Source organism: Saccharopolyspora sp. NPDC000995 (assembly GCF_053599315.1).
The window spans coordinates 19,704-32,382 of the sequence record NZ_JBSFLZ010000086.1; the positions used below are offsets into that span (position 1 = coordinate 19,704).

14 protein-coding genes are annotated in these 12,679 nt (G+C 68.9%); 9 read left to right on the forward strand and 5 right to left on the reverse strand.

All coding sequences use genetic code 11. The features are described from left to right. Positions 1-226 precede the first annotated feature (226 nt). Positions 227-1,588, forward strand: a complete 1,362-nt coding sequence (locus tag ACWDKQ_RS24440; RefSeq protein WP_450141083.1) for an Hsp70 family protein — start codon at positions 227-229, stop codon at positions 1,586-1,588. Positions 1,589-1,611: 23 nt separating this feature from the next. Continuing rightward, on the forward strand, positions 1,612-4,065 hold the full coding sequence (locus ACWDKQ_RS24445) for a helix-turn-helix transcriptional regulator (protein WP_450141084.1): 2,454 nt from the start codon (positions 1,612-1,614) through the stop codon (positions 4,063-4,065). Between the two features lie 495 nt (positions 4,066-4,560). Here ACWDKQ_RS24445 and ACWDKQ_RS24450 read toward each other — a convergent pair whose 3' ends face one another. Beyond that, entirely contained in the window at positions 4,561-4,698 is a 138-nt protein-coding gene (locus ACWDKQ_RS24450) for a hypothetical protein (RefSeq protein WP_450141085.1), read from the reverse strand. 494 nt (positions 4,699-5,192) lie between these two features. Here ACWDKQ_RS24450 and ACWDKQ_RS24455 point away from each other — a divergent pair, with 494 nt between their 5' ends. Continuing rightward, entirely contained in the window at positions 5,193-5,747 is a 555-nt protein-coding gene (locus ACWDKQ_RS24455; RefSeq protein WP_450141086.1) for an NADPH-dependent FMN reductase, read from the forward strand. A 201-nt stretch (positions 5,748-5,948) separates the two neighbouring features. After that, the gene (locus ACWDKQ_RS24460; RefSeq protein WP_450141087.1) at positions 5,949-6,446 is read left to right on the forward strand and encodes a Dps family protein; all 498 of its coding nucleotides are present in this window, start codon (positions 5,949-5,951) and stop codon (positions 6,444-6,446) included. A 335-nt stretch (positions 6,447-6,781) separates the two neighbouring features. Here ACWDKQ_RS24460 and ACWDKQ_RS24465 read toward each other — a convergent pair whose 3' ends face one another. Beyond that, positions 6,782-7,855, reverse strand: a complete 1,074-nt coding sequence (locus ACWDKQ_RS24465; RefSeq protein WP_450141088.1) for an NADH:flavin oxidoreductase/NADH oxidase — start codon at positions 7,853-7,855, stop codon at positions 6,782-6,784. Positions 7,856-7,923: 68 nt separating this feature from the next. Next, a complete protein-coding gene (locus ACWDKQ_RS24470; protein WP_450141089.1) occupies positions 7,924-8,460 on the reverse strand; it encodes a TetR/AcrR family transcriptional regulator in 537 nt (178 codons plus the stop codon). Positions 8,461-8,536: 76 nt separating this feature from the next. On the opposite strand from ACWDKQ_RS24470, the gene ACWDKQ_RS24475 reads away from it, so the two are divergent. From ACWDKQ_RS24475 to ACWDKQ_RS24495, 5 genes are all read left to right on the forward strand, one after another. Continuing rightward, the gene (locus ACWDKQ_RS24475; protein ID WP_450141090.1) at positions 8,537-9,049 is read left to right on the forward strand and encodes a GNAT family N-acetyltransferase; all 513 of its coding nucleotides are present in this window, start codon (positions 8,537-8,539) and stop codon (positions 9,047-9,049) included. Between the two features lie 5 nt (positions 9,050-9,054). Next, positions 9,055-9,231, forward strand: a complete 177-nt coding sequence (locus ACWDKQ_RS24480; RefSeq protein WP_450141091.1) for a hypothetical protein — start codon at positions 9,055-9,057, stop codon at positions 9,229-9,231. A gap of 159 nt (positions 9,232-9,390) precedes the next feature. Further along, positions 9,391-10,011, forward strand: a complete 621-nt coding sequence (locus tag ACWDKQ_RS24485; RefSeq protein WP_450141092.1) for a class I SAM-dependent methyltransferase — start codon at positions 9,391-9,393, stop codon at positions 10,009-10,011. Beyond that, entirely contained in the window at positions 9,996-10,190 is a 195-nt protein-coding gene (locus tag ACWDKQ_RS24490) for a DUF1059 domain-containing protein (protein ID WP_450141093.1), read from the forward strand. The genes ACWDKQ_RS24485 and ACWDKQ_RS24490 overlap by 16 nt, the downstream gene beginning before the upstream one ends. Further along, positions 10,187-10,483, forward strand: a complete 297-nt coding sequence (locus ACWDKQ_RS24495) for a hypothetical protein (RefSeq protein ID WP_450141094.1) — start codon at positions 10,187-10,189, stop codon at positions 10,481-10,483. Before ACWDKQ_RS24490 ends, ACWDKQ_RS24495 begins: the two co-directional genes overlap by 4 nt. Before the next feature lie 167 nt (positions 10,484-10,650). Here ACWDKQ_RS24495 and ACWDKQ_RS24500 read toward each other — a convergent pair whose 3' ends face one another. Then, positions 10,651-11,829 carry an IS110 family transposase gene (locus ACWDKQ_RS24500; RefSeq protein WP_450141095.1) on the reverse strand — a complete coding sequence of 393 codons (1,179 nt, stop codon included), beginning with the start codon at positions 11,827-11,829 and terminating at the stop codon, positions 10,651-10,653. Positions 11,830-11,964: 135 nt separating this feature from the next. Then, the gene (locus ACWDKQ_RS24505) at positions 11,965-12,525 is read right to left on the reverse strand and encodes a group II intron maturase-specific domain-containing protein (protein ID WP_450141096.1); all 561 of its coding nucleotides are present in this window, start codon (positions 12,523-12,525) and stop codon (positions 11,965-11,967) included. Positions 12,526-12,679: the final 154 nt, after the last annotated feature.

Genomic DNA, 12,679 nt, shown 5'->3' on the forward strand with positions numbered 1-12,679 from the left:
GATCCCTCACTCCTGTGTTGATCACCGTAGGGACGCGAGCCTCCCTGGCCATCGGGAACGACTCCTAGTTATCAAGGTCTCTATTAGGGGATCAGGTAGGTGATCCATTGGGGGGTAGCCTGGGGATCCGACACCTGTGTGTAACCACGTGCACGCTAAATTGTGTTCACCCTGCGCCACGCGGGCACCGCCCGTTGGTGGCGATTCGGTAACGCGAAGGGATTGCATGCCTTACGTCCTGGGCATTCATCTGGGCGCTACGGTGACCACGGCTGCCATCGCACGCCGCGACGGCAGCCGGTGGGCGGCGGCCGTGCCGGTCTCGCTGGAGGCCGGTCCGGTGGTGCCGACGGTGCTGTGCAAGGTGCAGGACGGGTCGTTCGTCGCCGGGGAAGTGGCCCAGCGGCAGGAGATCGCCCACCATGAATGGGTCGCGCGCGGCTTCACCGCGCGGGTCGGCGACGACCTGCCGGTCTTGGTGGGCAGCGAGTTCATCCCGGCGCAGCGGCTGGCCGCCACCATGATCGAGTGGGTGGCGGACGCGGTCGCGCACTGGCAGGGGCACCCCGCCGATCACATCGCCATCGCGCACAGCGCCACCTGGGGTCCGCATCGCACCCGGCTCGTTCAACAAGCGTTGGTCCAGTTGGGACTGACGGACGTGACGATGGTGGCCGAGCCGATGGCGGTCGCTGTGGACTACGCGGCCAAGCAACGCGTTCCCGAGCACGCACCGGTCGTCGTCGCCAACGTCGGCGGCAGCGGCTTTGATGCGACGGTGCTGCGGCGGCGCGAGCCCGGGTTCGAGGTGGTCGGCTCGCCGCTGAACGCCGATCACCCCAGCGGTCAGGACCTGGACGACGAGATCTTCGCCGTCGTGCGCGCCGAATTCGGTGACCGGCTGGACGCGCTGGACCTCGGCGACCTCAACCAGCGGGCTGCCCTTGCGCACCTGCGCGCCGAGTGCGTTCGGGCAAAGGAAGCGCTGTCGCATCAGCCGGGCGTGCAGCTGCGGGTAGAACTTCCAGGGATGCGAACAGAATTCGCGTTATCTCGCTCGCGGTACGAGCAGCTCGTCCGGCCACACCTGGAGCGGGTGCCCGAGCTGATCCTGCAGGCGGTGCAGTCGGCAACGCTGTCGCCGGACGACCTCGATTCCGTGGTGCTGGCGGGCGGAACTTCGCGCACTCCGCTGCTGAAGAAGCTGGTGGCCGAGCGGTTGAAGCTGCAGCCGCAGGTCGACGTCGCCCCCGAGTTGGCCGCGGCCGGGGGGGCGGCGCTGGCGGCGGTGCAGGTGCTGTCGACCGACACCGACGAGTGTTCGATCGCCGAGACCAGCGTGCTGATGCGCATCGAGGGCTCCGACGGACCGTTCGACCTCGATGCCGAACCGGTGGCCGTGCCGCGTCCGCCGGTCGAGGTGGAGCCGATGCCGCTGGAACCACGGGACGAGGATCGCGTCCGCCGGATCAAGATCATTAAGCTGTCGCTAGCCGCCGCGCTGATCATCGGCGGCCTGCTGCTCACCTTCTTGCTGCCCAATGGTTTCAGCGGCGTGCTCGGTGCGATCCAACACATGCGCCAGTGACCCGGATGACAAGGACCCCAGGCGTGAACGACTCGACGACCTCCCGTCCCGCCCCGATGCCGGACGGGCACGCGGCCGGGCTGAGGTCGGCGATCGCCGCAGACCCGGCCGCGTCGCTTGTCGCCGGGATCCAGGGTGCAGGGGGATATGGAAAGACGGTGCTGCTGGGGCAGCTCGCACGCACCTACCGCGACAATGGGGTGGCGGTGTTCGGCGCGAACGAGCTCGCCCGGGCCGACGAAGGCGCCGTGCTGGTCGACGACGCTCACCGGCTGGGCGAAACGGTGCTCGGTGAGCTCCGCGAGATCGCCCGGCGGCCCGGGGCGCGGTTGGTCGTTGCCTACCGGCCGGGGCCGCGACCTGCCGCGTTGGCGGAGCTGATCGGCGACCTCGGCGCGCCGGTGCTGCTCGCCGCGCTCGGGCGCGAGGAGATCGCGGCGCAGGTCGCAGGGGCGGCGCCGGAGTGGATCGGCTGGCTGCACGCGCAGACCGGGGGCGTCCCGCGCTACGTGAGCCGGGTGCTCGCGACCGCCGAGCCGGGCACGGCGGAGCTGCCGTCCCGCGCGCTCGACCAGTTCCAGCACGACCTGGACCAGCTCGGCGAAGCGGGTTCGAAGTGCGTAACGGCGATGGCGGTCGGCGCGACCCCGCACCCCGACCTGCTCGCGGCGCTGCTGGACCTGACTCCGGAGGCGGCCGGTTCCGCGCTGCTGGCGATCCGGGCCTGCGGATTGGTAGGCGCTGATGACGTGCTGCTGCCGATCGCCCGGGCGGCGGCGCTGCGGCTGACGCCGTGGGAACTGCGGCTGCGGGTGACCCGTCGCTTCGTCGAAATCCAGCTGGCGCGCGGCGGTTCGGTGCTGCCGCTGGTAAGCCCGCTGCTCGGGGCAGACATCGCGTTGCTGCCGGAATCGACCCTGGCGGCGGCGTTCGAGAAGGCTGGCGAGGAGGCCCTGCGGTCCGCGCCGCACCTGGCGCGACGGCTGCTCGCAGCAGCGGTGTCGGCCGGAACTCCACCGGCTTCGGTGGCGGCGCGGCAGGCACGCGCCGCCGCCGTGGCCGGTGATCTGGACGAAGCGCTGCGGCTGGCCGATCAGGTGATCGTCGATGATTCGGTGCCGGACAGGGAGCTCGGCGTGCAGGTCGCGGCGAGCGTTTTGGCGCACCGAGGGCTGCTGGAACGCTCGGCGGAACTGTGCCGGTGGTCGGTAGGGCAGTTGCGCTGGCCAGGAGACCGGGCGTTCGCCGCGGTGGGCCTGATCGGAGCCGGTCGGTTGGGCGAGGCCGAGGACCTGCTGCGTTCCTCCGACGACGCCGGGCCACCGACGTCGATGACCGGTGCCGCCGCGCAACTCGCTGCCGGAGTCAGGGAATCGGTCGTGGGATCGGCCGCGACGGCACTGTCCACATTGATGCGGGCCGCATCGCTGTCGGAGCCGGTGGGGCGCGGTGCCCTGGTGCCTGACAGCCCGGCGGCGGTCGCCGCACTGGTCGCGCTGCACTGCGGCGAACTGGACGTCGTCCAGTCCACGTTGGACAAGGCGATCGGCTCCGGCTCCGGCGGCCCGCTGCTGCACTACCGGCACCGTCTGCTTGCGGCGTGGTTGCCGCTGTTGCGGGGTGACACGGTGGCCGCCCGCGCGAACCTCCCCGTGGCCGGGCTGGCGGCGCGAGATCGCCTGCTGGCAACCGCGATCGAGGCTGGCATCGCGAGCCGGGACAACGACATGGCGGCCCTAACCACCGCCCGCGGTCAGGCCCGGCAGGCCGTCGCCGAGCACTCGGTGGACCTGTTCGCCCTGCTGCCGTTGGGAGAACTCGTGGTCGCCACGGCGCGGCTGCGAGACCACGACTGGATCGCGCCGTACCTGGCGGAGGCGCGAGCGCTGCTGGATCGGCTCGGCAACCCTCCGCTGTGGACATCGATGCTCACGTGGAAGCGTCTGCAGGCCGCGGTCGTGCTGGAAGAGCTGGACGAAGCGCAGCAGCTCGCGGCGGAGCTGGGCGGCATGGCGCACCACAATCCGCTGGCGGCGGCAATGGCCGAAGCCGCCGACGTGTGGCTGAGAATACTCGCGGGTCAGGTGGACCAGGACGAGGTTGGGCAGGCGGCGCGTGCGCTGCACGCGGCCGGGCTGGCATGGGACGGAGCGCGGCTGGCGGGGCAGGCGGCGATCCGCACGGCGGATCGGCGCGCGATGCTCGCTCTGCTGGAATGCGCCCGGGCGTTGCAAGGCAAGCCGCCGCGGCCGCGCGCGGTGCGCGGCGCGATGTCGGCGGAGACCGACCTGCTCAGCGAGCGGGAGAAGGAAGTCGCGGAGCTGGTGCTGGCCGGGCTGACCTACAAGCAGGTCGGCAAGCGACTGTTCATCTCGGCGAAGACGGTTGAGCACCACATAAGCCGCATAAAGCAACGCCTCGGCTGCGCTAACCGCGAAGACCTCCTCAACCGCCTCCGCGAACTCCTCGGCCACTGACGAACGCCAGCCGTGCGCCTGTTGGGCAGAAATGTCAACCCAACAGACTTGCGGCCCCGGACCGCAGCAACGCGGCCGCATACGGATGCAGTCAAGCTTCCGCGCCTCCGTTGCCTGGAAACCGGCCCCGCCCCACGAACTCGCCGCTCGTCGTGCGACCACGCCGATCACCGCCACTGGGCACTCCGGCCCAACAGCGGGAGTGCCCATGAGCGCCTTTGGCGGGCTGTAGAGGCTGTTTTGGAATGTGCGGGTTGAAGTGAGCGGACCAGTAAATTGATGCCTATGCCGCGGCCACCGCGGTGCTGGCCGAACGCGCCACCGGCATCCGAAAAGCCGTGACGGTGCGGTCGAGGCCATCCGCGCCCTGTGCGTGGCCCGCACCAGCGCGGTCAAAGCCCGCCCCCAGGTTTCAAAGGCAGGAACCCGCCCTGCGGCACTCTTGGACGGCCGCTTCCCAAGCAGCATCCATGCCGCAGACCGCGCGTGAGCGGATCAGGTCTTCTGCAGCGAGAGGGCGGCGCGGAGGGTGCCGACGATCTCGAATAGTGCCTCCTGGAACCGGCCGCCGATCGGGCGGAGGCTGGCGAAGCCGTGGATCAGGTCCGGGAACCGCCGGGCGATCACTGGCACCCCAGCGTCCGCCAGCCGCTGCGCGTAGGCCTCGCCTTGGCGCGCAGCGGGTCGAACCCGGCCGTGACGATGTGCGCCGCCGGCAACCCGCTGAGGTCCGCCGCATGCCCGCGCGGGCGAGCTCGGGCGTGGCAGCGGTGAGCTGCTCCTGGCCGCTGACCCGCTGCAGCTTGAGCAGGAGTTGGGCGTCGAGGGCGAGCTCCTGGTCGTCCAGCCGGATCGGGCGCCCCGCGAGGAGGCGTCGTACGGGCCGGGGGAGGGAGAAGATGCCGCGGACGGCGGCAGCCTCCAGCGTCGGCTGTACCAGTTCGAGGACCTTCGACATCGGCGTGACCTCCCCGGGGAGGCGACAGGTTCTGCTGAGGTTACCCGCAGGTAGTTATGGCGCGGGACACGGCGGGTCGGCTTTGACCTCGAGCAAGCGCTAAGTCGTAGCGTGGCGAAAAGTTCCTGCGAGGCGCGACAGGCGCAGCTTCGGGTGAAAGGATCAGTGCATGACGGTGACCGTGGTGGGGATCGGCGGGTCGGTCCGGCCGGATTCGCAGTCCGAACGAGCCCTGAACGCCGCGCTCGCTGGCGCGCGTGAAGCGGGGGCGAAGGTCCACGCGATCACGGGCAGCAGCCTGTCGATGCCGTTCTACGACCCGCATCTGACCGAACGCACCGACAACGCGCTGGAGCTGGTGGACGCCCTGCGCACCGCGGACGGCGTCATCCTCGCCTCGCCGGGCTACCACGGCACGATCTCCGGGCTGATCAAGAACGCCCTGGACTACGCAGAAGACCTGCGCGGCGACGACCGCCCCTACCTGGACGGACGAGCGGTGGGCTGCATCGGCATCGCCTACGGCTGGCAGGCGACGGTCACCACGCTGCAGGCGCTGCGCTCCGTGGTGCACGCCTTGCGAGGCTGGCCGACGCCGCTCGGCGGAGCGGTGAACTCGGCCGAAACGCAATTCGAGGCCGGAGGCGAGTGCGCCGACGAGAAGGTGGCGAATGTCCTCCGCGCCATCGGCCACCAGGTGGTCGACTTCGCCAACCGCGGCTGATCTCCTGCTGGCGGTGCGAGGGTTTCGCGGGCCACTGGGCTTAGTGCATGACCTGCGGCTTCGATGTTGCCCCAGGTGGGCTGAGCGGTGTGGCGTTCGCAACAGATCCCCACGGCCCTGCATACCGCTTCGAAGTGCGTGGGTACCTTACGGGCAGCACCCTCCAACCGTCTGCTCGCGTTCGAGGAGGTAGCAGCGCTCATGGCTCAGAAGACCGCTTCGAAAAAGGCCCCGATCACCAGCCCGTTGGGCGACCAGGACCGGGAGATCACCGGCAAGGTGCTGCAGGGCACGCTGCTGGACATGATCGATCTGCACCTGGTGGCGAAGCAGGCGCACTGGAACGTCGTCGGCAGATTGTTCCACGATGTGCACCTTCACTTGGACGAGCTAGTCACCACCGCGCGTGGCTTCGCCGACGACGTCGCGGAGCGCGCCGCCGCCATCGGCATCTCGCCGGACGGGCGAGCCTCGACGGTCGCCGAGGGCTCCGGGGTGCCGAAGTTCGACCGGAACTGGCGCAGCGATCGCGAGGTAGTCGAGGCGATCACGAATACGTTGGCGGAGCTGAACCGTCGGCTCCGCGAGCGCATCGACGAGACCGACAAGACCGATCTGGTGACCCAGGACCTGCTGATCGGCATCGCGCGGGAGCTGGAGAAGTCGCACTGGATGTGGCAGGCCCAGCTCGCCGAGTAGCGCCGGAGCCGTGAGTGCTTTCGGGCGTTGTTGAGGCTATTCGGGAACTCGTCCGGCTGAGGTTGCGGTCGCGGCCCCAGCGCGAGCGGTCTTAATCCGCCTCGCCAGGCAGTGTGAAGCGAACGGCCTGTTCGCCTCGGTAGGCGGCGCGAACCTTCCGTTCGCTTCAACGGAGTACATTCATGGCCAACCCGCCGAGCAGCCAAAACCAACGTACTAACCGCGATCGCCACCGACTGGAGTGGTGTTTCCGCAGGCCGTGGGTTGCGTTGGGCTTCCAGCGCAACTCAAAGACTCACGGCCCGCGACCAAGCCATACCGGCCTCGGTAAGGGGTCAGGCGCGGCGGGCTCGTTCGTATTGCTTGGGCCAGATGTTGTCCGCGCGCAAGCGGTCTGCCGCTCGCAGCGGCCAGTGCGGGTCCCGGAGGAGTTCGCGGCCGAGCAGCACCGCGTCCGCAGAGCCGGACGCGACGATCTCCTCCGCCTGCTCCGGCGAGGTGATCAGGCCGACCGCCGCCGTCGGGACGTCGGCCTCCGCGCGGATCTGGCGGGCGAAGCGCACCTGGTAGCCGGCGTCGATCGGGATGTCGGCCTTGGGCACTGCGCCGCCCGTCGAGACGTCGATGAGGTCCACTCCCCGCTCCGCCAGCAGCGTCGACAGCCGCACCGAGTCGTCTCCGGTCCAGCCGCCGTCGACCCAGTCGGTTGCCGAGAGGCGGACGATCAGCGGCTTGTTGGCCGGCCAGGCCGCTCGCACGGCTTCGGTGATCTCCAGCAGGGCCCGCACCCGGTTGTCGAAGTCGCCGCCATAGCGGTCGGTCCGGTCGTTGACCAGCGGGGAGTAGAACTGGTGCGCCAGGTAGCCGTGCGCGAAGTGCAGCTCGACGATGTCGAAGCCCGCCGCATCCGCCCGGCGCGCCGCCGCCGTGAACTGCTCGGGCAGCTCGGCGACCTCGGCTTCGGTCAGCGCCCGCGGCGCGGCCTGAGTGCCGAAGGCGTCGCCGGTCGAACTGACCGACTGCCAGCCGCCCTCGGACGGTGGCACCGACTGGCCGCCCTCCCAGGGCGGGGTCGTCGACGCCTTGCGACCGGCGTGCGAGAGCTGCACACCCGTCGCCGCGCCCTGCGCATGCAGGAAGTCGTTGATTCGTCGCCACGCTGCGACCTGCTCGTCGTTCCACAGCCCGGTGTCGTGCGGGCTGATCCGGCCTTCCGGTACCACCGCGGTCGCCTCGCTGATGATCAGCCCGGCACCGCCGGTGGCGAACTGGCCGAGGTGTACCAGGTGCCAGTCATCGGGCACACCGTCGGTGGCCGAGTACTGGCACATCGGCGATACCCACGCGCGGTTCCGGACGACGACGTCGCGCAACTTGATCGGTTCGAAGAGATGGCTCACGACGGGCATGGACGCTGTGGCGGAACGAGATATTCCGACGCGCTGACCATCTCACACGGTGGGCACCTGGCACGCCTTTAGAGCTTGCTCAACAGCTCCTCGAAGGCGGCCGCGACGCGGGCGGCGTCGCCGGTGGCGAGCAGGTCGAGCAGCAGGCCGCGCAGCGCCGCCAGCGCCAGCGTCGCCTCGGCATCGGAGCCGCCGAGGGTCTGCTGGAGCCGGGGCAGCCATTCGCGGACGCTCGTCTCGCCGAAGCCGTCCCACGCGCCGCTGTGGGCGTGCAGCGAACGCGCATAGCTCTCGAAGAAGAACCGGATCATGTTGTGGTGCGCCGGATCGCTGAGCCAACGCCACAGCGCGCGCAGTGCCTCGGTCCGGTCCGTGCAGTCGTCGAGGGTGTCGGCGAGCAGCCGGAGCTGGATGTCGCGGGCGTGCCGGTGGACCTCCTTGACCAGCCCTTCCTTGGAGCCGAAGAAGTACAGCAGCATCCGCGGGCTGGAGCCGACCGCCGCCGCCAGCGGCCGCAGCGACACCTCGGAAAGCCCGTGCGTCGCCGAGTACTCCAGGAGCTTCGCGAGCAGTTCGCCGCGGCGGCCATCGTCCCGCTGGGTCATCGACGCCCCTGTTCTGATGCTGGTCAAGCTGCTAGCCTACGAGTGAAACGACTGTTTCAGTCTACTGGAGTTGCGTATGTCGCCCGAGGTCAGCATCCGGATCGGTCCGCGCCCCGGCGACCTGGGCACCGTGCTGGCCATGCACGGCGAGTTCTATGCACGGGAGTACGACTTCGACGAACGCTTCGAGTCGCACGTCGCGCACGGTCTCGCCGCATTCGCCGCGGCCCTGGGCGCGGCTCGGAACGAGCGGGGTATCGAACCTGGTTGGCTGTGGGTCGCCGAACGCGACGGCGAAACCGTCGGCACCGTCGCGCTCACCGACGAAGGCGACGGCGTCGCACAACTGCGCTGGTTTCTGGTCGACCCGGCCGCGCAGGGCGGTGGGGTCGGCCGGAAGTTGTTGCACGCCTTGCTGGATCACGCGCGCGAGCGCGGCTTCGAGCGCGTGAAGCTGTGGACCGTCGACCTGCTAGAGACGGCCGCCCGGCTGTACCTGGACGCCGGATTTCGTTGCACCGAGCGGAAATTCGTCCGACAGTGGGGGCAGCGGCTCGACGAGTTGAGATACGACCTCGAACTGGGGTGACGGTCATGCGGACCCAGCACTGGCTGCGCGCGGTGGCCGAGTACGTGCGGACCATGAACGAGCTCTACGACCGCTACCTGCTGGCCTGGCCGCTACGACCAGAGCCGCTGCACTGGGTCCGCCGCGGCGACACCTGGATCTTCTGCGGCGAAGTGCTCCCCGACCGGCCGTGCGGCGACTGACGTCGGTTCCAGGACCGCTTCCGGATCGGACCAATCGCAGGGGTCGGAAGCCCCTGGCGTCAGTCTCCGCGCCGTGCGCATGCTGCTGACATGCCGTCGGACGATGTCCACGCCGTCCGCTCAGCCGCCACCATAACGTGCCACTACAAGCGCGCAGGGGTGTCGCCACCCATCGAAATGCTGGAGCGGTTCCGGGTGCTGGCCCGGAAGCGGGCCGCCGGGCGAGTGCTGGACATCGGGGCGTTCCGCCTCGAAGACCTGCTGGCCTACCACCACGTCTCCTACCTCGCGATGCTCGACGCGAAACCCGACCTGCGCGGCGAGCGCCCCGACTTGCCCACCGAATTCATCGACGGAGACCCGGCGAGCCTGCCCTTCCCGGACCGCGCCTTCGACGTGGTGGTCTGCCGGTTCTCCTTGTGCAGCAAGGTAAAACCGGAATCGGTGCTGACCGAGATCGGCCGGGTGCTGCGGCCGATCGGCCAGCTGCTGTTCCTCGAGCACACCCGGGCGCCAGGCGTCGTCGGCGAGGCGCAGGACCGGGCCCAGGAGATGCTGCACGGCTGCCGCCGCTGCCGCCTCAACGTCGAGGTGCTGGTGCAGCTGCAACGCGCCGGCCTGGTGGTGCGCCGCGCCGACTGGTACTGGCCGTCCGCGCACGTGCGCGCGCCGCTAGTGCAGGGAGTCGCCACCCACCCCGACCCCCAGCACGAGCGCGAGCTGGGGTGGTTGCGCAACCCGATCCGCAGGACAGGAGATCCGATGTGGCAAGGAAGGTAGCGGACTGTCGCAAGTACCCGAGCGAGGTCAACTGCTCGCTCACCATCACCGGCGAGGAAGAAGAGGTCCTGCGCGCCGCCACCGAGCACGCTGTGTCGGTGCACCAGCACGAGGACACCCCCGAACTGCGGGACCAGATCCGCGAGCTGCTGGTGGACGAGCAGGCCACCGAGGAATGAACTTCGTGCAGCTCATCGAGTTCAGGACCGGAAAGGGGGCCGAGCTGAACAAGCTGATGGACGACTGGGAGGAAGCCACCGGAGGCAAGCGCACCGCGAAGCCAGCGGTGCTGGCCCGGAATCACGAGCCCCCGGGAACCTACTACGAGTTCGTCGAGTTCCCGCCCTACGACGAGGCGATGCGAAATTCCCGGCTCCCGGAGACCGACGAGATCTCCCACAAGATGCGCGCCCTTTGCGACGAGGAACCGATCTTCCACAACCTCGACGTGGTCCGAGCCGAAACCCTGTGACCCGTACCAGCGGACCCCAATCACGCAATGCGGAACCCAAGTTTTGATTTAGTGCGATTTCAAATTGGAAATCGAACGTCTGATTTCCATTTGAAGTTGCCGGTATCGGAACCTGGGTTCCGCATTGCGGAGTCCTCTCGGGGTCAGACATCCCTGGAGGTTGGATGTCAAGCGGCGAGGTTTGGTTCTCGGTGTGACCAGGCGGTCGCCTGGTCGTAGGAGGTGTGCGTTTTCAGGCAGCCGTGCAGGATGCCGACCAGGCGGTTGCCGACCTGGCGGAGGGCGGCGTTGTGGCTGACGTCGCGGGCGCGTAGCTGGTCGTAGTAGGCGCGGACGGCCGGGTCGTGTAGCAGCGCGCACGACGCTTGCAGGTGAAGGGCATCGACGAGCCGGTCGTTGTGGACGAACCGGGCGTGAACGGTCCGTATCTTGCCGGATTGGCGGGTGATCGGGGATGTCCCGGCGTAGTTCTTGCGTGCCTTCGCGCTGGCATAGCGGCCGGGGGCGTCCCCGAACTCGGCGAGCACCCGGGCGCCGAGGACGACGCCCAAGCCGGGCTGGCTGAGTATGACCTCAGCGTCCGGGTGCCGGCCAAAATGGGCCTCGACCTCGCCCTCCAGGGTCGTGATCTCCGCGTTGAGCGTGGTGATGACCGCGGTCAGCGCCCGCACTTTCGAGGCGTAGGCGGCGGTGACCAGGTCGGCCTGTCCCAGCTGGTCGGAGCGCAGTATCTGCTTGATCTCCTGTGTTTTGGCCGGGATATCTCGGCGGCCCTTCAACGCCGAGCTGATCTGGCTGGTGGTGAGCTTCGCGGCCGTGGCGGGAGTGGGGGCTTTGGCCAGCAGCCTCAGCACCGCCTCCGAGGTCAGGCCCAGGGGCTTGTATGCCTGCAGCGCGGCGGGGAAGTAGTCCCGCAGCGCCACCCGTAGCCGAAGCATGTGCCGGGTTCGTTCCCACAACAGCGTTTGGTGTGCGCGGGTGACGACCTTGACCGCCTCGGCGACCTCGGAATCGCCCGCGATCTCCCGCAGCTGGTGGTGCCGGGTGCGGACCATGTCGGCCAGCGCGTGCGCATCGCCCTTGTCGCTCTTGGCCCCTGAGGAGCCCAGAATCTCCCGGTGCCGGGCGGCCTGCTTGGGATCCACCCCGAACACCCGATACCCCGCCGCCCGCAGTGCCCGCACCCACGGGCCCCGGTCGGTCTCGATGCACACCAGCACCTCAGACGGCTGCGCGTCCTCGGACACGAACCGGCCGACCAGCTCATGCAAGCGAGACATTCCGGCCATCCCCTCGGGCAGACGGGCCCGTTTCAGCACCCGGCCCTGCTCGTCCTGGACCTCCACATCGTGGTGGGGTCGACACGAGGCGCGGTTCCGGGATTTCTCCCGGTCCGTTTCCTCGTGCCGCCCTCCCGAACCGGACGTGCGAGTTGGCCCCGCATCCGGCTCTCCACAAGTCCCACTGGGTGTTCGGTTTCCTCAACTTGCCGCAGGCCAGGGAGAAGGGATCGTCGAGCCCCGTGGTCGGTAGCGGGTTGTCGTCACCGCGCCGGGGTTGAACAACACGATCTCTCCGTCTCTGGGCCACCATTTGCCGTCGCAGTAGCGGCGGCGCAGGTCCTTCCATCCCGTTCGGGGGTGTTTCCGGCGCAGCCATCCGAACACCTGGCGCCAGACGACCATGCGCAAGTATTGGAAGGCCCTGGCCGACACCCCAGGACGGAAGTATGCAGTCCAGCCCCGCAGCACGTTGTTGAGCTTGTGCAGCAGGACCGCCAGCGGCAGGCTGACGTTTATCCGGCATATCGTCTTGCACTTGGCCTTGATCGACCGCAGGGCCTTCTTGGCCGGGTAGTTGTAGACGTAATGCCGGTCGGTTCCTCGCTTGCGGTGACGCTGGATGTGCCATCCGAGAAAGTCGAGGCCCCCGTCGATCTGGGTGATCAGCGTCTTGTCCACCGACAGCCGCAGGCCCACGGTGGACAAGACCTCTGCCAGCTCGGGAAGCAGCGCCTCGGCGTGCGCACGAGTTCCCGACACCATAATCACGAAGTCGTCCGCATACCGGAGAATCCGATAGTTGGGCAACCCCTTTCGGCGTGTCGGCTGCCAGGAGTAAGGGACCACCTCAGAGCCGGTTTTGCCAGGAGCATGGGACCACCTGTTTGCCACTGATGGGACCGTCTGGGCTGGT

What these genes read in the sequence shown, in the direction of transcription:
- ACWDKQ_RS24440 (WP_450141083.1), top strand. Translation starts at nt 227, where the DNA reads ATGCCTTACGTCCTGGGCATTCATCTGGGCGCTACGGTGACCACGGCT.
- ACWDKQ_RS24455 (WP_450141086.1), top strand. Translation starts at nt 5,193, where the DNA reads ATGACGGTGACCGTGGTGGGGATCGGCGGGTCGGTCCGGCCGGATTCG.
- ACWDKQ_RS24460 (WP_450141087.1), top strand. Translation starts at nt 5,949, where the DNA reads ATGGCTCAGAAGACCGCTTCGAAAAAGGCCCCGATCACCAGCCCGTTG.
- ACWDKQ_RS24465 (WP_450141088.1), bottom strand. Translation starts at nt 7,855, where the DNA reads ATGCCCGTCGTGAGCCATCTCTTCGAACCGATCAAGTTGCGCGACGTC.
- ACWDKQ_RS24470 (WP_450141089.1), bottom strand. Translation starts at nt 8,460, where the DNA reads ATGACCCAGCGGGACGATGGCCGCCGCGGCGAACTGCTCGCGAAGCTC.
- ACWDKQ_RS24475 (WP_450141090.1), top strand. Translation starts at nt 8,537, where the DNA reads ATGTCGCCCGAGGTCAGCATCCGGATCGGTCCGCGCCCCGGCGACCTG.
- ACWDKQ_RS24480 (WP_450141091.1), top strand. Translation starts at nt 9,055, where the DNA reads ATGCGGACCCAGCACTGGCTGCGCGCGGTGGCCGAGTACGTGCGGACC.
- ACWDKQ_RS24495 (WP_450141094.1), top strand. Translation starts at nt 10,187, where the DNA reads ATGAACTTCGTGCAGCTCATCGAGTTCAGGACCGGAAAGGGGGCCGAG.